Origin of the sequence: Nostoc sp. (genome assembly GCF_036919575.1) — a bacterium.
Classification (GTDB): domain Bacteria; phylum Cyanobacteriota; class Cyanobacteriia; order Cyanobacteriales; family Nostocaceae; genus Nostoc.
Map to the genome: position 1 here is coordinate 1 of NZ_JBALBY010000044.1, position 20,305 is coordinate 20,305.

16 protein-coding genes are annotated in these 20,305 nt (G+C 43.0%); 10 read left to right on the forward strand and 6 right to left on the reverse strand.

Translation table 11 applies throughout. The features are described 5' to 3' along the window. Nucleotides 1-559 precede the first annotated feature (559 nt). Nucleotides 560-2,164 carry a mechanosensitive ion channel family protein gene (locus V7K27_RS12890; protein ID WP_334947694.1) on the forward strand — a complete coding sequence of 535 codons (1,605 nt, stop codon included), beginning with the start codon at nt 560-562 and terminating at the stop codon, nt 2,162-2,164. A 60-nt stretch (nt 2,165-2,224) separates the two neighbouring features. Here the strand turns inward: V7K27_RS12890 and V7K27_RS12895 are convergent, their stop codons facing one another. After that, a complete protein-coding gene (locus tag V7K27_RS12895) occupies nt 2,225-2,998 on the reverse strand; it encodes an AIM24 family protein (RefSeq protein ID WP_334947696.1) in 774 nt (257 codons plus the stop codon). A gap of 467 nt (nt 2,999-3,465) precedes the next feature. Between V7K27_RS12895 and V7K27_RS12900 the strand changes: the two genes are divergently transcribed. Next, nucleotides 3,466-4,305 carry an LssY C-terminal domain-containing protein gene (locus V7K27_RS12900; protein WP_334947698.1) on the forward strand — a complete coding sequence of 280 codons (840 nt, stop codon included), beginning with the start codon at nt 3,466-3,468 and terminating at the stop codon, nt 4,303-4,305. A 63-nt stretch (nt 4,306-4,368) separates the two neighbouring features. Here V7K27_RS12900 and mltA read toward each other — a convergent pair whose 3' ends face one another. Beyond that, nucleotides 4,369-5,628, reverse strand: coding sequence for a murein transglycosylase A (gene mltA / locus V7K27_RS12905; protein ID WP_334947746.1), 1,260 nt, complete (start codon nt 5,626-5,628; stop codon nt 4,369-4,371). A 98-nt stretch (nt 5,629-5,726) separates the two neighbouring features. Here mltA and V7K27_RS12910 point away from each other — a divergent pair, with 98 nt between their 5' ends. Both V7K27_RS12910 and V7K27_RS12915 read left to right on the forward strand, forming a co-directional pair. Then, complete coding sequence (locus V7K27_RS12910; protein WP_334947700.1) at nt 5,727-5,828, forward strand: helix-turn-helix domain-containing protein; 102 nt, start codon at nt 5,727-5,729, stop codon at nt 5,826-5,828. Nucleotides 5,829-5,835: 7 nt separating this feature from the next. Next, entirely contained in the window at nt 5,836-6,867 is a 1,032-nt protein-coding gene (locus V7K27_RS12915; protein WP_334947702.1) for an RNA-guided endonuclease InsQ/TnpB family protein, read from the forward strand. A gap of 82 nt (nt 6,868-6,949) precedes the next feature. On the opposite strand, the gene V7K27_RS12920 is transcribed toward V7K27_RS12915, so the two are convergent. Then, a complete protein-coding gene (locus V7K27_RS12920; protein WP_334947704.1) occupies nt 6,950-7,204 on the reverse strand; it encodes a hypothetical protein in 255 nt (84 codons plus the stop codon). 556 nt (nt 7,205-7,760) lie between these two features. Here V7K27_RS12920 and V7K27_RS12925 point away from each other — a divergent pair. Next, a complete protein-coding gene (locus V7K27_RS12925; protein ID WP_334947706.1) occupies nt 7,761-8,084 on the forward strand; it encodes a DUF4278 domain-containing protein in 324 nt (107 codons plus the stop codon). Nucleotides 8,085-8,462: 378 nt separating this feature from the next. Next, nucleotides 8,463-9,317: a phosphate/phosphite/phosphonate ABC transporter substrate-binding protein gene (locus tag V7K27_RS12930; protein WP_334947708.1), complete on the forward strand. Its 855-nt coding sequence runs from the start codon at nt 8,463-8,465 to the stop codon at nt 9,315-9,317. Between the two features lie 712 nt (nt 9,318-10,029). On the opposite strand, the gene V7K27_RS12935 is transcribed toward V7K27_RS12930, so the two are convergent. Beyond that, nucleotides 10,030-10,449, reverse strand: a complete 420-nt coding sequence (locus tag V7K27_RS12935; RefSeq protein ID WP_334947710.1) for a hypothetical protein — start codon at nt 10,447-10,449, stop codon at nt 10,030-10,032. A gap of 163 nt (nt 10,450-10,612) precedes the next feature. Continuing rightward, nucleotides 10,613-11,275 carry a GIY-YIG nuclease family protein gene (locus V7K27_RS12940; RefSeq protein ID WP_334947712.1) on the reverse strand — a complete coding sequence of 221 codons (663 nt, stop codon included), beginning with the start codon at nt 11,273-11,275 and terminating at the stop codon, nt 10,613-10,615. A gap of 126 nt (nt 11,276-11,401) precedes the next feature. Here V7K27_RS12940 and V7K27_RS12945 point away from each other — a divergent pair, with 126 nt between their 5' ends. From V7K27_RS12945 to V7K27_RS12955, 3 genes are all read left to right on the forward strand, one after another. Continuing rightward, nucleotides 11,402-12,331: a carbohydrate ABC transporter permease gene (locus tag V7K27_RS12945; protein ID WP_334947714.1), complete on the forward strand. Its 930-nt coding sequence runs from the start codon at nt 11,402-11,404 to the stop codon at nt 12,329-12,331. 529 nt (nt 12,332-12,860) lie between these two features. After that, the gene (locus tag V7K27_RS12950; RefSeq protein WP_334947748.1) at nt 12,861-12,974 is read left to right on the forward strand and encodes a DUF2887 domain-containing protein; all 114 of its coding nucleotides are present in this window, start codon (nt 12,861-12,863) and stop codon (nt 12,972-12,974) included. Further along, a complete protein-coding gene (locus V7K27_RS12955) occupies nt 12,961-13,533 on the forward strand; it encodes an Rpn family recombination-promoting nuclease/putative transposase (protein WP_334947750.1) in 573 nt (190 codons plus the stop codon). Before V7K27_RS12950 ends, V7K27_RS12955 begins: the two co-directional genes overlap by 14 nt. Nucleotides 13,534-13,547: 14 nt before the next feature. Here the strand turns inward: V7K27_RS12955 and V7K27_RS12960 are convergent, their stop codons facing one another. Then, the gene (locus tag V7K27_RS12960) at nt 13,548-19,355 is read right to left on the reverse strand and encodes a translocation/assembly module TamB domain-containing protein (RefSeq protein WP_334947717.1); all 5,808 of its coding nucleotides are present in this window, start codon (nt 19,353-19,355) and stop codon (nt 13,548-13,550) included. Between the two features lie 469 nt (nt 19,356-19,824). Between V7K27_RS12960 and V7K27_RS12965 the strand changes: the two genes are divergently transcribed. After that, nucleotides 19,825-20,253 carry a DUF3110 domain-containing protein gene (locus V7K27_RS12965; RefSeq protein WP_334947718.1) on the forward strand — a complete coding sequence of 143 codons (429 nt, stop codon included), beginning with the start codon at nt 19,825-19,827 and terminating at the stop codon, nt 20,251-20,253. The last annotated feature ends 52 nt before the right edge of the window (nt 20,254-20,305 follow it).

Genomic DNA, 20,305 nt, shown 5'->3' on the forward strand with positions numbered 1-20,305 from the left:
ATCACTAAGAACATCAATTGCAATGTTCTTAGATTACATCTTATGCTGACTTTTTGCTTAAGTTGACACCAATGAGCATTGCTGTGCCCCTACGAGAAATCTATATGTATCAGGGTTTGTCTGAAATGGCATTAGGGCTATCTCTGCCTCCCCAGAAGTAGTAGTGATTTCCCAGCCTACGCTTAAAGAGTAGTGGCTCAAAGCCAATTGTCCTCCACAGCCTACCATCGCTAATCCAGGGTTTCAAAGCAAGGTTTGTGTTAAGAACTTAAGTAGTCAAATGAAAGTCGTAATAGTTTGTTGACAATGTGTGCAGATTTTTTTCTGCCTTCAACTATTCGCTATATAAATCTTTCAGCTTTTTTGATGCGAGTTTTTTCCTAACTAAATTATCCGAGAAGTATTGGATTAGCTACCAAAGGTTAAGAGGAAATTTAATAATTATGTAACTCAAAATTTAAAATCTATCTATTGGGTTAATTTTATGGGAATAATTTGATTATGACAAAATCTAGTTAGTATTAATTAGCTGGAGTAAAATTATCTGGTTAGAATCCTCATGTTTTATTCTCAACGTTTGCGACTGCCATCAAAATATTTCAATATTCTCATTGCAGTACTAACTTTTGTTTTGTTTCTCTGGCTAACTCCTGTGGTTGCTCAAGGATTAACTAAAGCTCCGGTTATTTTGGATGGGCAACAGCTTTTTCAGATCAGCGATTCTGGTGAGTATAGCGCTCAAGAACGGGCAAATTTAATCAACTCACAACTAAAAAATGTGATTTCAGCTTCTGAATTTATTCAAGTTAAAATTGAAAAACGCAACCAGCTACCTACTATTTTGCTAAATCACCGCTATCTGTTAACAGTTACACAACAAGATACTGTTCCAGGTAGCACACTTGATGAGCAGGCAACCATTTGGGTGCAACAAATTGAAGAAGCCTTACAGCAAGCTCACTTAGAGCGAACTAAAACCTATCTCCAACAAACAACTTTTGTAGCAGCAGCAATTTTACTCATAACTGCTGGATTCAGTTGGCTATTAGGATGGATTAAGCATAACTTTTTGCAAGCAGCATCACAACGCTTAACTACTACTATCAAGGCCATACCTAACTCGGAACCACTTAAAGTATTGGAATTATTTCTCAAATTAGTCCTGGCGAGTATACGGTTTGGACTTTGGGTAAGTGCTGTTCTTTATATCACTAATCTCTTTCCTTTTACTCGTCAATGGAGCTACCAAATTTCAAATATTCTGATTACCAGTTTCACATCGCCTATTCTCACATTAGGGAAGAATCCTTACTCTATTACTGAATTAATAATTTTGATTGGTTTGTTATTCGGCTTAGTTATCTTTGCTGGAACTGTAACCAATTTTTTACGTTCTCGCATTCTAGATTTTCCTGGAATCAATCGTGGCGCTCAAGAAGCGATTGTAATACTTTTCAAATATTGTCTGATTTTTATTGGTACACTGGTACTGCTACAAATCTGGGGGCTTGATATTAGCTCTTTGACAATCTTAGCAAGTGCTTTAAGTGTTGGTATTGGCTTTGGCTTACAGGATATTGCCAAGAATTTTGGCAGTGGTTTAGTACTAGTATTTGAGCGTCCGATTCAAGTTGGAGATTTTGTAGAAGTTGGGGAATATACAGGTATTGTTGAGCGAATGGGGGCAAGAAGTACCGAGATTCGTACTCTTGACCACGTTTCAATCATTGTACCCAACTCTCGTTTCTTGGAAAAAGAAGTAATCAACTGGAGCCATCGCAACCCGATTTCTCGCCTTCATCTTCCCGTTGGCGTTGCTTATAGTTCAGATCCCAAAGCAGTGCAAGCTGCTCTGCTAGAGGCAGCGTCTAAACATCCCAATGTATTGCAGTCTCCTTCTCCTCTAGTGCTGTTTAAAGAGTTTGGTAACAACGCCTTAAATTTTGAGCTATTAGTATGGACTGCGGAACCTAATAAACAATTTTTGCTCAAAAGCGATTTATACTACATTATCTACGAAGTATTACAGCAACGAAAAATTGAAATTCCTTTTGCACAGTTAGATTTACATCTGCGTTCTGGCACGTTGGAATTTACGCCAGAAATGCAGTTAGCTTTCATACAAATGTTTGAACGATTGTCAAACAATAAACAACGCATATAGCCAATCAAACGTAAATTCGGAATTGCCTTGAACTCTTGAGGTTGACAACGTACTTATACTTTAACCGAGATTGGCGCTGCCACCAACTTGAGTTGCGCCCTCAGATACAGGAGGGTGATAAGTCATAGACTGCAACCCTAAGCGACCAGGGCCAGTAAAACGGTTAAGAGTGAATGAAATGCCGCCAAGCATTACCCCAATTGCTCCGAAGATGCCACCACTAGATTGCAGCGCCGTTACTGTCTCCATCTTCACTGATGAGTCTTTCCACAACCATGCGCCTGGTTCTACATCTAACATCTCTCCAGGAGCGAGATACTTTTCAAAAACATTGCCGTAACCGTGGATCAAAAGTAGTCCGCCTTGTTGCTGACCAATGAAGCGATCGATGAATAACCCGCCACTGCGGCTGAAAAAGAGGTTCGCCAGTCCTCGCTGGAAAAAGAAACTGTACTCAACATTGCTGGTAGCTAGCAAAAACTGATGTTCGCGCACGTCCACTGTCTGTCCACGCTCTAATTGCAGTACCACAATCTGTCCTGGAGCCTCACGGGAGAAAGCAATATTTCCTGGCCCATGTGCTTCACTGATAAAAATTTGCAGTCCGGCAAAGAAACGCTTGGCTGCCCCTTTTAAACCTTTGACACCGAGGCGAACATTGGGGTGTTTCCATAGTAGGATATGATGCTCAAAGTAAATTGATTGCTGTTGTCCCAGATGGACATCTACTACAGGTACTACTTCTCCTTCGACTCTTAAATTTAAGTCACCGGAATGAAAGGTTTGTTGGGGATTTCTCAATTCTGGTATCGGTTCACTGCTGAAGTCAGACATAGTATAATCTCACAGATGGTTTAATTAGCTAGGACTTACGCACTGTACAAACTAATCATGCTATGCATTTACCAAAATAGGTCGTTTTAGGCTTTTATTAATCATTACTTGATGGTAAATATACCCGCGCGTAGGGGCAATTCATGAATTGCCTCTACGAAAGATATGGATTTTCCGACTATACGTATTTTGGTTTTCTTGTCAATGCGTAAGTACTATTAGCTTAACTATAGTGATGCTATTACAAGTTTTAATAATATTCTTCAACAAGATTTATCACTTCCAAAGTTTTTTAAAACATTGTTCCTAAGGGTGCGATGATTAAAGAAGTCGGAAGTCGGAAGTAAAGTTTTGTAATGGGGATTTAACCTCAACATAAAACTTGCCGCTTGATAGAAGCTCAAGCAACTTAAACCGACGGAATTGATTAATTAAAAAAAGAAATATAGCTTTGTCGCCGGGTTCAAATGCAACAAGCCTCTAACTCAAATAGTGACGCACGCCCAAAACATCGACATTGGTTTTGGTACATTTTTGGGACGTTAGTTGGTTTATTCGGCTTATATGGACTGGTGAGTTATGTCGTTTTACCAGCACTGTGGCGTCACTATGAACATAACCCAAAGCTGGAACATTCTCCGAAAACAACGCAAACGGCAGAAGGAATCTCTGGAGATCCTCTGAATATTGGATTTGTCGGTACAACAGCAGAAGTGGTGCAGACGCTACTGACAGCAGGTTGGTATCCAGCAGACCCGATCACCTTACGCTCAAGTGCTGGGATAGCTAAAAGTGTTCTCCTCAAGGATTCTTACCCAACTGCACCTGTGAGTAATTTATATTTGTGGGGACGCAAACAGGATGTGTCTTTTGAACTAGCGGTGGGCAATAATGCCAAAGCTAGACATCATGTGCGGTTGTGGCAATCGAACGACTTAAGTAGCGATCGCAGACCAATATGGTTAGGTTCAGCGACATTTGATCAAAGCGTCGAACTTAGCCACCGCACAGGACAGATTACTCACCACATTGATGCAAACATTGATCTTGAAAGAGATAACCTGATTAAAAGTATTGGAAATACACACCAGATTACCCAATTATATCAAGTCACAGGTATTGGAGCCACATGGCAAGGTCGGAATGGAGGAGGCGACGGGTATTACACAGATGGGGAATTAACTATTTGTGTACTTTCGATGAACAGTATTGCCCAAACAAAACCATTAACTCTTTTGCCTAATCCAGAGCCTGTTAATCTCAAAAATGAAGTATGGTCATGGCTGCGACACTATTTAAAAAAATAGTTTGCCTTCAAGTGATTGGGTATTGGGTGAATGCCCAATATCCAATGCCCCAATGCCCAATACCTATTCTTTGAGCAGCAAATAATATAGTGAACCATTACCGCCTGTGATGCCAGCGCGATCGCCTGCTAGTTTACCAGACCCCATGAAATAATCCACCCGACCCGGGCCTTTGATGGCGCTTCCGGTATCTTGGTCTAGCACAAAGCGGCTGACAGTACGATTCTCTAGTTGGCCACGACTGGCGGGATAGGGAAATGAGTTGTAAATCAGCGCTAGCGCTCCCGGTGGCATGAGAGACTTATCTGTAGCAATGGAACGTTCTGCTGTCACTGGTACATGAATACTGCCTGTAGCTGCGGTACCACCAGTTTCTTGGAAGAAAATAAATCGTTCCCAGCGTGGCAGATAATTGTTTAACTCGCGTGGCTGTCGCCGGAAGTAAGCAATCATCCGTGGTAGGGTCAATCCATTCAGTGGAAGTTTGCCATCTTTGGCTAGTTCTTTGCCGATACTAGTCCAAGGGTAATCAGTTCCACCTGCATAGCCAATTGATGTTGTTTTGCCATTAGTTAATTTAATTTGGGCAGAACCTTGGATATGTACCATGTATGCGTCTAGGCGATCGCGGAACCAAAGCAATTCTAAACCGCGCAACTTGCTCTTATTCCCTTGTAAACCATCCTTCCCTTCCAAATCAATTCGTTTTGGGTGGGGTTTCGGCCATTGGCTGAAATCAGGCGGTAGCCGATAAACAGGATACTTGTATATTGCAGTCCTGACACGGCTAGCGGTATAAACAGGTTCGTAGTAAGCAGTGAATTTAACAGTACCCTTGCCATCGTTGCCTACGGACTGGTAAAAGACAAACTCTTGGCGGACAGAGGCTTGTAATTGCGCTGCTGACTTAGAACTGACAACCAGTTGGCGGAAACGTACCAAACTCCGACGGACACGATTAAGAGTGATTTCCTTAACTGGATAATTTTGATATGCTGCGATCGCGTCACTCTTTGTTAGGTAAAGCAGACTATTGTCAATGGCAGCCAACAACGCATTGCGATCGCCTGTTTTGCCTATTTGACCCCAAATTTGGTCATCCCAACCCAAGCAAGCCGGCCTGAGTGTACAATAGCTTCCGATCGCGATTGGTTTTAGCGGTGGCGTTAACTCAGGAATAATTGGTACTGGCAGAGGCGGGAGATCAGGAGTTGTGGGTATTGGCAACGGCAGTAAGTTAGGAACCTGAGCAACAGCCACCCAGAGAGGGTTTACAAGGGCAATTCCCAGACTCAAGGAAAGCAAAGCGAGGGTTTTTCTGATCATAAGGATATCTGATACGTTTGGAAACCTTGTCTCTTCAGAGCAAGGGGGAAAAAGGAACGAGCGGTTTTAACCGCCTTCACATTCTGAATGCTATAATGTCAACTGTGGAAAGAGCTTTCAAGTACCGTTTTTATCCAACTCAAGAGCAAGAGTCCTTGCTGCGGCGAACCCAAGCCTTGTGTCCGTTTGGTCTATAACCGAGCGTTGGCATTCAGAACCCAAGCCTGGTATCAGAGACAGGAGCGTGTTGGCTACAGTCAATCTTCTTCGCTGCTGACTGAGTGGAAAAAAGAGGAAGAACTCTCTTTCCTGAATGAAGTTAGCTCTGTCCCGCTCCAGCAGTCTTTGAGACATTTGCAAACCGCTTTCAGCAGCTTCTTTGCGGGTCGGGCACAATATCCCAACTTCAAAAAGAAGCGCAACGGCGGTAGTGCAGAGTTCACCAAGTCGGCTTTCCGTTGGAAGGATGGACAGGTGTTCCTGGCTAAGTCCACGGTTGCTTTGCCGATTCGCTGGAGTCGTCAACTGCCATTCGGTGCCCAAGTCTCTACTATCACCGTCAAACTAGAGTCGAATGGCCGGTGGACTGTTTCCCTGCTGGTAGACGACCAAACCATAAAGCCACTGCCAGCTATTGATAAAGCGATAGGACTGGATGCTGGTATCACTAGCCTGATTACGACCAGCGATGGTGAAAAGATTGCAAACCCCAAGCATTTTGCTAAGGGTTTCAAGCGTTTGCGGAAGGGGCAAAAAGCTTTGAGCCGCAAGCTTCATGGTTCCTTGAATCAAGACAAAGCTAGACGCAAAGTGGCTATTGTCCATGTTGCGATTCGGGATGCCCGACAAGATTTCCTGCACAAACTGACCACGCGACTGGTGAGAGAAAACCAAGTCATCGTCGCTGAATCGTTGGCAGTGAAAAACATGGTCAAGAATCGGAAATTGTCTAAGACAATCTCTGATGCCGGATGGGGTGAGATCACCCGCCAACTGGCTTATAAAGCCCTGTGGTATGGACGATCGTTTGTCCAGCTTGACCGTTGGTTCCCTGGCTCCAAGACCTGCTCTAGTTGTGGACATATCGTTGAAAAGCTTCCGTTAAGTATTCGTGAATGGGATTGCCCTAGTTGCAGCGCCCACCACGATCGAGATGTGAATGCTGCTGTAAACCACTTAGCCGAAGGACGTTCGGTGTTAGCCTGTGGAGCGACTGTAAGACCCCAGAAGCATTAGCTTTGAAGGCAGGTGCTATGAAGCAGGAATGCTCAGAAGTGATTCTGGGAATCCCCGTCTTTTTAGAGCGGGGAGGAGTCAATTAGTTGAATCTTTCAACACTGGAACTAAAAATGGGTTCTACCCGGATTGCCACGATCCGAGAGGGTCTTACTACCATGTACTCACCTTGAATATTTTTGATCGGGACACTAATAAAGTCATTAGAAGCAGATTTTGGCACAAGTTCGCCACTATACCACTTCTGAAACTCTTGAATAGTCGCAAAACGTACTTCTTCCCGGTGGCCGGTTTCCAGTAGGAGGAATACGGCATATTCACTTGCAGTTTTAGCCATAAGGTGAAATCATTTGAAAAACATTCAACCCATTGTTAACCACCTAACCTCCGAATGAAAAGGGTAAGCATACGGGAGCAGGCGATTTAGAGGATATCTTTGAGAGGTTAAGGTCATAAATAATTTGTCAATAAGTAATAGTGCTTAAAAATTTGCGAAAAAAGCGGGTAATGAACTCAAAGAAGCAAGCCCTAGACGAAAGTTCCCCTGGCAGTTCTAGCTTGCTACCTGACGTTGATGTTCTTGATCCAGAAATACGCTCGGCTGAAATTTGGTGATTTTCTCGTCAATAATAAAAGATTTGACATATTCAATCATTATCGGATGGACAGAGAACAGACCTGATTTGGCATCAATCCACGATCGCGCTTGCAGTAGTTCTAACGTTTGTTCGGTATAACTTCAACTGTATATTTTTTAGAGCGTCGGTCAACATGCGATCGTTGCTTTCTATAGTTAAAAAATGTAAGTTTTTTTAGCTCTTGCATAACTCTCCAATTAAGCTCTGATAACTCATTGGCATTGTTGAACAACAGTTATTCAGAAAGTGAAAATTATGAAACTTTACTATCGTGGTCTAAACTACGAATACGACCGAAGCAAGGTTAGCAATAAAGCAGAACAGCCCTTTGAGCCAGTTCTTCAACTTGGGCTAACTTATAATCTGATGTACCGTGGCGTTACTTATTGTGTTGATCCGAATTCCAAACCGCCGGAAGTTCCTCTAGCACCACTAGCCTATAAATTAAGCTTTAGAGGAATCACCTACTTTGTAAATAAAACTGCACAGGAAGAAGTTACCGTAGTCTCTCAACCAGCAAGCACTTCAAAAGTTGGGGCACTGCCGATTTCTGAGGAATTATTAAAGCTTCAACAATAATATAGCAGCAAGCCGATCTGAAGTTTAGGTAGTCATGAACTTCTAGTACAATCCTCAAAAAACGTTAAAATTTCAGCACTACCTACTTCCTGTGTCAATATTTAATCATTAGAGCTTTCTTCAAAATCAACGCTCATATCACCAACGCTAACTTTTTGGGCGATGTTTTTATACTCAAGCTTTTTACGAAAATTTTCAAAAACGCTTGAGAAGCCATTTCATTTTGCGCTCTCCCTTGAAGTACACTGGATAAGACAATGCGACTTCCCAAAATCCTGACTATGAAAACTAATATTAAATTAAAAGTAAGTGAAATTTAGCACCTGTTTTGAAAATTAGTCCTGAAAGCCAAGTTATTTCTTCAACCATAAATTAGTGATGTTTTTGCGATTTCCCCGGCGTTTATTTCTGTTTAATCTGCTAGGTTTGACATTTGCTGCTTGCCAATCAACAAAAGAGTTTGAGGGCACGTTAACTATTGGTGTTATCAACTATGGTGGAGGCGAACAGATAATTAACCAATATGCTAAATTTAATAGTTACTTGGGTGAAAAGACAAATGCATATATTCAGCTAGAGCCTGCTTTTAATGAAAATAGAGCGGTTGAGCGCCTTGAGGCTCGTGCTTGGTCATTGGTATTTGCTCCACCGGGTTTAGCGGCTATTGCGATCGCACACTACCAATATGTTCCTCTATTTCCTTTAATAGGTATTAGTAATCTGCGTTCAATTTTCGTTGTTCGCAAAGACAATCCAATATCCGACTTGAAACAGCTAGAAGGTAAAATAGTCGCTTTAGGCCAGTTAGGTTCCGCAACAGGATATTATTTTCCTCTTTACAATCTTTATGGTACAACACTGGCACAGATCCTATTTGCACCCACACCGAAAGCCGCGCTAGAATTGGTCGCTGAAGGAAAAGCGATCGCCTGTGCTGTCTCAGAGGCTGAATTGAGCCTCTACGGTTCACAGTTAGACCGAACCGAATTCCGCATACTATTTAAAGACCCTCACTATGTACCATTAGGTGTGGTCTTAATTGGGCCTAGTGTAGAACGTAACCGTCAAGAGTTTATCCGCAAAGTGATGAGTAATTCGCCTTCAAGTTTAGCTCAAGAAGTGGGCTATGTACCCAATGGACAAGTACCAGATTACAAATACATGATTTCTCTGGTTGATCGGGTAAATTTGATTAGTTCCAAGCTGCAAAAAAAGCCTGTTCGTTTATTTTGAGTCAATTAAGGTGAGTCTCCAACGGAGGCTCACGTTAATAAAAGCAAATATTCTTTTTGATCAAAATCCTGAAAGAACTGTTCTGATTAAGAGTCAGAGAGTCTAAGAGGTTGTTTGAAAAGTCCTCTTCTCGGTAGCAAAACGTTTTAGATCCCCCTAAATCCCCCGATAAATTGGGGGACTTTAAGAAGTTCCCCCCCCTTTTTAAGGGGGGCTAGGCAGGGTGGTTTCATACAAGCAGAGAAAAACTAAAACTGGGTTTCAAAGCCTCTCTCCGCTTGCCTGACGGCAGGCTGACGCCAACGGGGAGAGGAATGGAAGCGGGGTAAAAATCTATGCTTTTACATGAGAAATCAAGACTTATGTATTTTTCTTTTTTCGTATGAAACCACCCTGCTTTTTAAGGGGGGCTAGGGGGGATCAATAAGTGCCTAAAGTCACAGCAAAAGACTTTTCAAACAACCTCTAAGGTTTAATCTTGAAAGGTATAGAGTAAAGTAACATTTAGACTCTCTGACGATCGCGGCGATGAAAAAAACATTTATGATTCACTCTTATTGAGCAATCAGTTTCTCAAGAACTTTGTTATTTTCCCCAAGTTGTTGCTCGCTAACAAAGGGTTTATTACTGGAAGTTTCTTTGGGCAATTTGGCGCAACAAAAATCGGCTCGTTTTGGCTGTTCCAATGCTTCTGGCGGGCGATATGTTACTCTTACGGCCCGCCTGAAAGGTTATAGCCAATGTAGCAGTTACTGCCAGTGCGAACAAATATACCTGTGGCTGTCCATTGCTTTATCTGTTTGATAGAAGGAGCATCTAGGAACAGTCGATAGGGTTCACCCAACAAGGTAGGTATTTGTCCAACTTGGGTAAGCGGCCACGACTTTTTATCTATCAAATCTAACTGTGTCCTACAGGGAAGCTGTATCCCGTAGGAAAAAACTCCAATGCACTTATTTGAAGCAATATAGACCCGATGACCGTATGAAACTCGGCAAGGTAATCCTCCTTTTCCTGGTAGTGCGTAGCCAAAGAAGTTAAAGCTCCACGGTAGAAATACAAGCAAAAGTACAGAAAATACGATGAAGCCTACTGTACCTACCACTATGGTAGATTTCCGATTGGGATTCATATTTTGATCACCGATGATCTAGCTAAGTTTAGAAACTGTCATTTATATGCCAAGCATAGAAATGACCACGTTTTGGCACGATGACCCCATAGGGGCGCACAGATGTGCGCCATCATCGCATAAACACTAATTTGTCAATACAAACAACTAATTTAATTGACACCTAAGACTTAGTTTCCTGTGTCTGTGCGTCGATAATTACACTCCAGTCATCGTTTGTCACCGCAGCTTCAAGTTGACGCTGACGTTCGGCTTCACTCGCATCTATTGTTTCTGACTCTTTAGAGAGGGTTGTGTCAGCCATTGCTTTCCGCAGTTTTAGCTTTTTCTCCTCATAGGCTTGGCGTTGAACCTCTGACATTACCGCCTTGGTAGCTTCGCCTACCGTGCTAGACCACATCCCGCAATCGGTTGCATTACCAGGTGGTGTAGTTTCGAGTTCTGCTATCCACGCATCTCGCAAATCTTCCATTTCTTGACGCTTCGGGAACTTGAATGCTTGCACCCGGACAAAAGTACACTTTTGCTGACCATTTTGGCGAAGATGACCGTTTAGGGAAAGCAACACATTCCGAGAATAGCCAATGTACTGTGTGCGGCGTTCTGCGTCTAATACGGCGTAAACACCTGCAATTTTAGCGTTCTGAGCAGCCGCACTCCAAGCCTCAAGGTCAATGATTTCAGTACCATTGTTTGCCAGTTCAGGAGTTATACTCACGTCAATGGCGGCGTGTTCGTCGTCAGAACTGTACAAAAAATCATGCAGTCCACGGTGGTTTATGGGGACATTTTGATGTTCAATTGGCGAGTTGTGCTGAGTTTCCATTGCAGTTTATCTCCGAGTTATTAATTAGCGCTACGCAAATATATGCCCTTAAAATATTGAAGCTTAAATCTACTCACATTTCCAAATTCTTGTTCTGACAAAGCAAAAACAACTATTAAACTTCCTATGAATCAATTAACGCCTAAAAATTGGATATTCATCAAACAACGACTGACTCCTTATTTGTTTTTGCTACCCGCCTTGGTTCTTTTGGGATTAACTGTCTTTTGGCCTGCACTGCAAGCGTTTTACCTTAGCTTTACTCGCTATGAAGATATTGGCCAGCCGCCACAATGGATAGGTTTCGCAAACTTCTTCAAGCTTTGGAAAGATGCAGTTTTTTGGAAAACCTTGGAAAACACTTTTCTATATCTTGTGGGTGTAGTACCAATTTTAGTAATTGCTCCCTTAGTGCTGGCAATTTTGGTAAATCAGAAACTGCGGGGGATAAATTGGTTTAGAGCAGCTTACTACACCCCAGTGGTAATTTCAATGGTGGTTGCGGGAATAGCTTGGAAATGGCTGTATGCCGAAAACGGATTACTCAATCAGTTACTGAAAGCTTTAGGTATTTTTCCAGAAGGTATTCCTTGGCTAACTAGCCCAGCCAAGATTTTTGGTATTGTACCAATTTCTCTTGCCAGCGTGATGGCTGTCACCGTGTGGAAGGGACTAGGTTACTACATGGTGATTTATTTAGCGGGGTTGCAATCAATTCCTGCTGATGTGTACGAAGCTGCTGCGATCGATGGCTCTGATGGTATCAGCAAACATTGGGATATTACCATACCTTTGATGAAGCCGTATTTAGCATTAGTGGCGGTGATTTCGGCTATTTCTGCGACCAAAGTGTTTGAAGAAGTATACATTATGACCCAAGGTGGTCCACTTAGTAGCTCGAAAACGATTGTTTATTATCTATATGAGCAAGCCTTCAATAATTTGGAAATTAGCTATGCTTGCACTATTGGATTAGTGCTATTTTTGATAATTTTGGGGTTATCAATTTTGCGATTAATTATTAATCAGCAGGGGGACGATAATATTACAATCTGATATTGACCGAATTGGGGGCATCTCAGTGAAAGCAAATATACCAGATGAGAAACAAGATTCTTGCTCCCTCTCCTTACCAAGGAGAGGGTTGGGGTGAGGTTTTATACCATTTCAGACAAACTCTGATACATATATATTTCTCGTAGGGGCACAGCATTGCTCATTGGTGTCAACTTAAGCTCAAATGCTTATTCCACAGGCGTTTTACCCCCCTTAATCCCCCCTTGGAAAGGGGGGAAAAAGAAAATCCAGTTCCCTCCCCAATACATACGGGGAGGGTTAGGGTGGGGTAACGCGGATCGTGATGAGAAGTCAAAGAATTGAATATCACGTTTTGACAAGGGTTTCACGTTAAGTTGACACGCATGAGCATTGCTGTGCCCCTAGCAACGTATTTGTATCATTATTAAAGGTTTTTGTGCAGTAGACGTAGGTTGGGTGAAGCGGAGCGCAACCCAACATATATCAGGATGTTGGGTTACGCAAAGCCTCCACCCAACCTACAATTTTTTGCTTCCCAGAAGACACAATCTATTTTGTTGAGGTACAGTTTCAGCGCGATAATGATATTTACTGGCGAATAATCACAGAAACTTTCCTGTATATAAATCAAAGAAACTTTCCTGTATATAAATCAATATAAACCTCAACGTCGCTGGCAAGCAGTATTACTTTTTGCTCAACGCAGTCTCGACCCAGGTGTGCCATTTATTTATCAAACATCATTAGCTCAACAGCAAATTCGGATAATTTATTTAGACGAGTTAGATGATGTACCATCATCTTCGATTGGGCTAGGCGTGATGAAGTTAGTAGTTGCAGCAGAAGATAAAGCCGTACAGCAAGCGAAAAACTTGATAAATCAAGTACAACAAACGGATGAAGCTAACCGTAGCAATCTCTTAGAATTAGTAGAGAGAATGCTTATCTATAAATTTGTAAATAAAAGTCAGCAGGAGTTGGAAGCGATGTTTGGATTAACCGATTGGAGACAAACTAAATTTTACCAGGAAGTAAAGGAAGAAACAAAGCAGGAAGTAAAAAAGGAGGTTCGAGAAGAAACAAAGCTCGATACTATACCCCGTCTGCTTAAGTTCGGTTTAAGTATAGAGCAAATCGCCGAAGCATTAGAATTGGATGTGAAACAGGTACGACAAGCTATTGAGAAGCAAGGAGAACAGGGAACAGGAAGTAATTCATAATTGAAGAGATTTATTTAAAACCGCGTTTGATACTCTACTACAGCACGACTATCATCAGATAAATTGGTGGAAGCACGCACCCGAAATTCGTCGTTTATCCGGTAATTAACACCCCATTGGAAGGGGTCATTTGTTGTCAAAATTTTGATGCTGGAAAAGGATATTTTAGAAGAAATATCAACCCCAGCCTCTGCTGCTAATTCCAAACTTGAACTGCTCCTTCCCGCTTCGGGATTATCAGAAATAACGGTAGGAAATATCCGCAATTCACTTAAGCCAAAGGTACTCCCAATCTGGTTAAAAGCTGACTGAAAATTGTTGAATACAGCCGAGCCGGCGATATTAATCAAACCCAATGTACTGTCACCACGTCCTTGGGTGTCCACAAAGCCACCTCCTAAAAGAGCAACAATTTCGGTTTGACTACGTGATGGACTGCTCGTTAGTTCTAGATTTTCATTTAGTTTGCTGGCCAGACCCTTGATAGTAGCTTCGACTCTAACACTCTCTAAGGCTGATAAACCTGTGGAATTTACCCGGCTGAAATCATTATTTTGAGTTACGTCTAGTACTTTGGCAAATAGCCGAATGTCTAAGTCGGGGTCACGGGGTTGAGAGGGACTAAAAGTTGCGGTGTGTGTATAGCCAGAAGCAAGGTTAAATTGGGTAGTAAATAAATTGACGCCACCTTTTTCTAAGCGGATAGTACCATCGGGTATTGGCTGATTGATTGAACCGTTAACGATGAGATTACCAGTTGCAAGGAAACTAAGAATAGGTGGACGGGTAATTTGGACATTTTTGCCTAGTTCCAAATCTAGATTATTAAATTTAGCGATGCCTAACGGCAAGGCTGGCGCGATCGCATTTCCCATCCCATTCCCAATTTCACGTTGACTCTGCTTATTAGCTTTTGTGGGTGATACACCAAGACTACTATTTGCAGATGCATTAGCATCGGTAGATTCTGCCAGCAATACCTGACCATCAAACAAACTAACTTTACCGCCAATCATGGGGTTGAGGGCAGAACCAGTAATCTGCAAATTGCCGCTAGCGCCTCCCTGGTAAAGTCCCTTGAGATTCAACGCGAGCTGATCGAGATTAACGGTTAGGGGATTGTTGATAATCACGTTCTCATTGTTAAAAATGGGAATTTCTCCAGCAGCTTCTACCTGACCACGGCTAAATCTACCCTGAAGATTTTCTACTAAGATGCTGTCAAAATTAAACAGCACTTTACCTGTGACACGTCTGAGCTTACCTGGCAAAGCCTGGGCTGAAAAAGTAGCATTTTTAATAGTAGCAATTCCATTTACTTCGGGTTTTTGCAATGTTCCGCGTACCTTCAGGTTTACTTGTCCTTCACCTTTCTCAAATACCACTTGATTAGTGAATGCGTTTAACAGTGCCAATCCCTCGTTTTCCAAGTTCATATCCAGAGTTATTTGATCGCTGTCTGGTGCCACGGAAGCAAAAGGCAATTTATAAGGTATGCTGCCAGTAATATCAACAGGTTTTGGGCCAGCAACTGCTACAGTACTACCAAAGTTTAAGCGTCCGTTGGCATAGCTGAAACCTGCCCTCGCTGACTCTATTTTATTCTGATTTAGTATTCCTTCTGTGATTTGCAATTCCCCTCTAGCTTGGGGATTAGCAATGCTCCCTGCTAAAGCTGCTGTAGCGTTAAGATTACCTGTGATTCCAACTGGCAGTTTGACAAAATTATTCAGTATTTGTACCGGAAAATTATTTACCCGCAACTGACCAGATTGCTGATCGCCACCAATGTTACCCGTGAAGGCAATCAGCCTGTTTTTAGACTCGATTCGTAAAGGTAGCAAACTTAAAACACCGTTTTCAAAGTTGCCTTCGGCAATCACTTTTTCGGCAGTATAAAAACGATTTCGTTCTTCCTTTTTACCCCAGGCAAAGTTTTGTCCATTCAAATTAAATTCCACTGACAATCCATTGGCTGTAGCTGTATTTATAGCCACTTCCCCGTTGAAAGTCCCCTTTAAGTCTGCCAAATCCGGTATTGGAGTAGAATTAAGTCGCTGTTCTTCCTGTTCTGCTACCAGGACTTCAATTTCAGAAAACCGTTGGATTTGGTTAAATAAGGGCTGATTTGGCGCTCCTTGGGGGGTAGTGGTTAGATCCTCTGCTGTGCCATAGATTTCTGCTGAACCACCTGGCAAATTTTGTAAATCAAATACCTGTGCTACAGCTAGAACATCTTCGATTTTACCCTGATTGACGTTCACTTTACCTTCTAGTTGAGGCCCTTTAGGAGTTTGAGCCAAAGTACCAACAAGGGCATAGCTACTGTTGCCTTTGACAAATTCGCTACTGGCGAGTGTGGCTTTCCCGTTAGCGTAGCGGAATTGAGCAGCTATTCGATCGCCTTTAAGCCGGCCAATTTGCGGATTTGCGATCGCTAAATTCCCCGTTGCTGCCAATGTCTGCTGATTCAACAGCAAATCCCCAGTTAACAACCCAGCGATCTTACCAGTACCCAAACGAGTAATTGGTGGCGGAGTCAAATTCAATATTTGCAAGGGGAAATTTGCAACTTTGAGTGTCCAATCATTTCCTTCAACATTACCTCTGGCTAATGCTTGCTGCCATTGTACTAAGAAGGATTTAGGGCGATTATTGGCATCTAAATTAAAGTCCAGGCGATCGCTTTTTCCTGCCAAGTTCAAATTCAAACCGCGTCCCTGTGCTGAATCGATGTTTCCAGTTAACAACGGCTCAAAAGCAATATTTTGAACAACCAAGTCTCGTAAATTAATTTGCCCTACGACATTTGGTAACGGCAACTTACCAGTGATTTGACCATTAAAATCTACTTTCCCCGCCACAGCAACCTGATTAGGAAGATTGATCGGTAACTGTTTTAGGTTGTAATTCTGGGCTTGGACGTTGAGATTTAAGGCAGTAATTTCCGGTATACCCGCCTTTCTTGCATTGGCTAATATGTTACCAGTAACATTTAAACCTACAGCAGTTGCTCGCTCAATGGTAAGCCTTTCACCACTCCAAGCGATCGCAGCCGTCAGGGGTTGTTCAAGACCAGGGATACCTTGGGATAATTGCACCTGTCCAGCAGCACGCACATCAGCTAATTTGGATGATCCAAGGGTGCCAGCTAATTGCAACTGACCGCCAAATTGACCACGCAATTGCTGATTTAACCGATTTAATTCCACACCGTCAGCATTAACTACAGCTTGATAGCGACCATTGTCCAATTGGATATTAGAGGCTGCGATCGTTCCACCTGCAACATTCAGGCGTCCCTGACCACTGGCTTGGATAGTTTGCGGTTTAAAAGAATCAACAGAACCCGCCACGTTTGCTTGACCAGTTAACGTCCCTCGCAACTGCGGTGGTACTGCTACCAATTGCTGCAACGGTACATTATTTGCTTGAATTTGTGCCTGATATACACGATTAGCCACTTGGATATTAGAGGCTGCGATCGTTCCACCTGCAACATTAATTAGTGCCTGACCGTTGGCTTGAACAGTTTGTGGTTTAAAAGGATCAACAGCACCCGCGACATTGAACTGACCATTTAACGTTCCTTGAAACTGCTTTGGTACTGTTGCCAACTGCTGCACAGGAACATTCTTAGCCTGAACTTGCGCCTGATATAGACCATTAGCAATTTGAATATTAGAGGCTGTAACAGCACCACCGCCAATAGCAAGGCGACCCTCACCACTGCCACGGAGGGTTTTCAGGCTGAAATTATCTCTGTTGCCTGCTATTTGGAACGTACCCGCCAATGGATTATTTAAAGCTGGGGGAGACTGTTTTAATATTTGTCCCAACCGCACATTATTAGCTACAAGTTGAGCAGAGAAGGTTTGGTCTTGCAGTTGAACATTAGAAACTGCAACTGTGCCGCCACCAATTTGAATTCCTGCACCATCAGTGCGAATCGTAGCAATTTTAAATGGTGCTGTGCTGCCTGAGAGGATGAGACGACCATTGAAATCTACTCCAGCCAAAGAGACATTTTGCAGTTGACTTTTGTTTACAAAGGGTTCCAACTTCACCCCAGAGGCAACAGCCACAGCTTGCCAACGCTGATTGACATAACTACCAGTTATCCCTACCGTACCACCACTGACATTCAGAACCACATTACGGAAAGAGACGGTGCGATCGCTAGCGATCGCTACTTCGCCAGTTCCAGGATAAGTTCCGTTAGGAGCTTGGAATTGTACCACAGTTTGGGCATTGGTAGGAGCGCCAGTGAGTTGGGCTGTAGCTGAGACATTGCCGATTTGGAAATTGGGTGTTATTTCGTAAACTTTGGCGATCGCATCCCCTGGAAGATTCTGGCCAGCGAAATTTAAATCCAGTCGTGGGTTTTTACCGAGTTGAATTGTACCAGCGCCGGTGATTTCACCACCAACTTTCGTTTTACCTTGAATATCTTTTAGGGTAATTAAAGAAGATTTAGTAACAAGCTCAAATTTACTACTGATATTATTAAAATCAACTTTGTCAATCCGGGCAGTTTGGATTGTGGTAACTGTGCCTGAGAGAATTGGCTCTTTTATTGATCCAGTAATCTGCAAAGAAGCTTGTACTTGTCCAGCGATCGGCACAGGTAGTTTTACCTTCAGAGTTTCTTGGGCATTAGGCAAACTCACCGAATTTACACGCCCCACCAACTTAAAGCCTGCTTTCGTGTCGATAATTCCCGTCGCCACTAGGGGAATTTTGCCGTAGTTGCTAGTAACATTATTTAACTGCAATTCCGTTCCCTGGAAGTGGAGGTTTCCTTGGCTATTGCTCAACAGTTGCGGCACTTTGGGAATTTGAACTGTTACCCCTTGCACAGCAGCGTTGCCAAACAATAAAGTCGGCTGTCCTGGTGTCAACTTAATTAACAAGTCGCCATTGGCTCGACCCGCCTGTAAGTTCACTGGTAACTTGATTAAGCGAGTAATATCCGCAGCCAACAAATCTTGCGATCGCACCTGAAAGTTCCCTGCGAGCATCCGAGAACGTGTCTCTCCCTGAATGGAAATACTGCCACCACTATCTGCTTGACCCCCCACATCAAACCTGATGAACTGGTTATTTGCTAAAAGTTGGGCAGATCCATTCAGTTGAGAAAATGTTACGGGGGATGAGGGGGATGAGGGGGATGAGGGGGATGAGGGGGATGAGGGGGATGAGGAGGATCTTGCTCCCTCATCTCCCCCTGCTCCCTCATCTCCCCCTGCTCCCTTATCTCCCCCTGCTCCCTCATCTCCCCCTGCTCCCTCATCCCTCTTCTGCGGCATCAAGGCCAGCTTGGCATTACGAAACCGCAGGTAGTCCAAATCGGTTTTAATTACGCCGCCTTGTCCAGACGACGTTATCTTAGTGGAAACCCAGCGCCCTTTCTCATCCTGTTCAATGTAAATATCTGGGTTGACTAAGGTGACATCTAGCTTTAAGTGGCGGTTAAAGATTAGTTGTAGCAGGTCAAAACCCACCTCCACAGATTCGACTACCGCCCGATCTGGATCTGTGGGTGTCGCGGGGATAGCTGAAGCCCCAAACTGCACTCCTATCAACGAAAATTGTGTGACTCTTCCCAGTTTTATCGGCCGGTTGAGTGTAGTCGTGAGACTTTGTTGTGCTAAGGGTGTTAACTCTGTTTGGACAAAAGTCCACAACCGCCAAATACCGACAACAACTGCTAACAGTAAAAGTCCGCCCAAGGCAATGCTACCCCGCCTCAACACCAGCAACCACAGACGCTTGCGGATAGGGGAAAGGGAGTGATGATCTTGATTGGAAGAGTTAGTCATTAGCTTTCACAGTATTAATTGCCGGATATCGCTGGCACACACAAGCATTAACTGGCACATTGATTCACTATGCCATTTCCAGGATACGCCAACTAAACCCAAGACCTCATTGGTTGAGTTACGGAATTTGCTTGATCTAACACTTATGCTTAATAATATTGGTCTTTTCAGGAAAATCTCAGATGAATAGAATGAAAATTGTTTATCGAACAGAATTCAGGAGTCAGGAGTCAGAATTCAGTTGGGTATTCTGAACGAAAAAGCGGATGAATAATCGGCGTTTTTGCACCCCCACAAAACTAGAATTTTTGGTGGTGCAACAATTCCTGCGCCGGTCTCAATCCCCGACTGAAAGATTGCTGAATTCTGAATTCTGGATTCTGGATTCTGGATTCTGCATTCTTCTTCAAGTGACTTTTCCTGAGGCACAACCTAGAACTTTAATATGAATAGACCTTAAAAAAGACAAATGATTACACCAATGCGTGTTTTTGTGTTAATGTTTAACGCTCGAACGGAAAATGAGGGGATTCACACGATTCGGGAGGGCGATCGCAATAAAATTCTGATGTTCGAGTCAGAAGACGACGCCACGCGCTTTGCCCTGATGTTGGAAGCTCAGGATTTCCCCTCACCGACACCAGAATCGATCGATGCTGAGGAAATCAAGGAATTTTGCGAAAGTGCTGGATATGAATGGGAAATCATCCCAGAAAATACCAATTTAGTTGTCACTCCCCCAGAACTTAACGTGGAAGAAACCGACTGGCAAGCAGATGCCCAGAAGCAGGATAGTGTTGAAGACAACTTCCCTCTCAATCAACAGCCACTAGAAGAACCAGAATTATCTGATTCTGAACTAGAGAAGATGCGTCGCAAATTGGAAGGATTGTTGTAATTTGTCTTAGTCATTAGTCATTGGTCATTAGCCATTGATCGCTTGACTAATG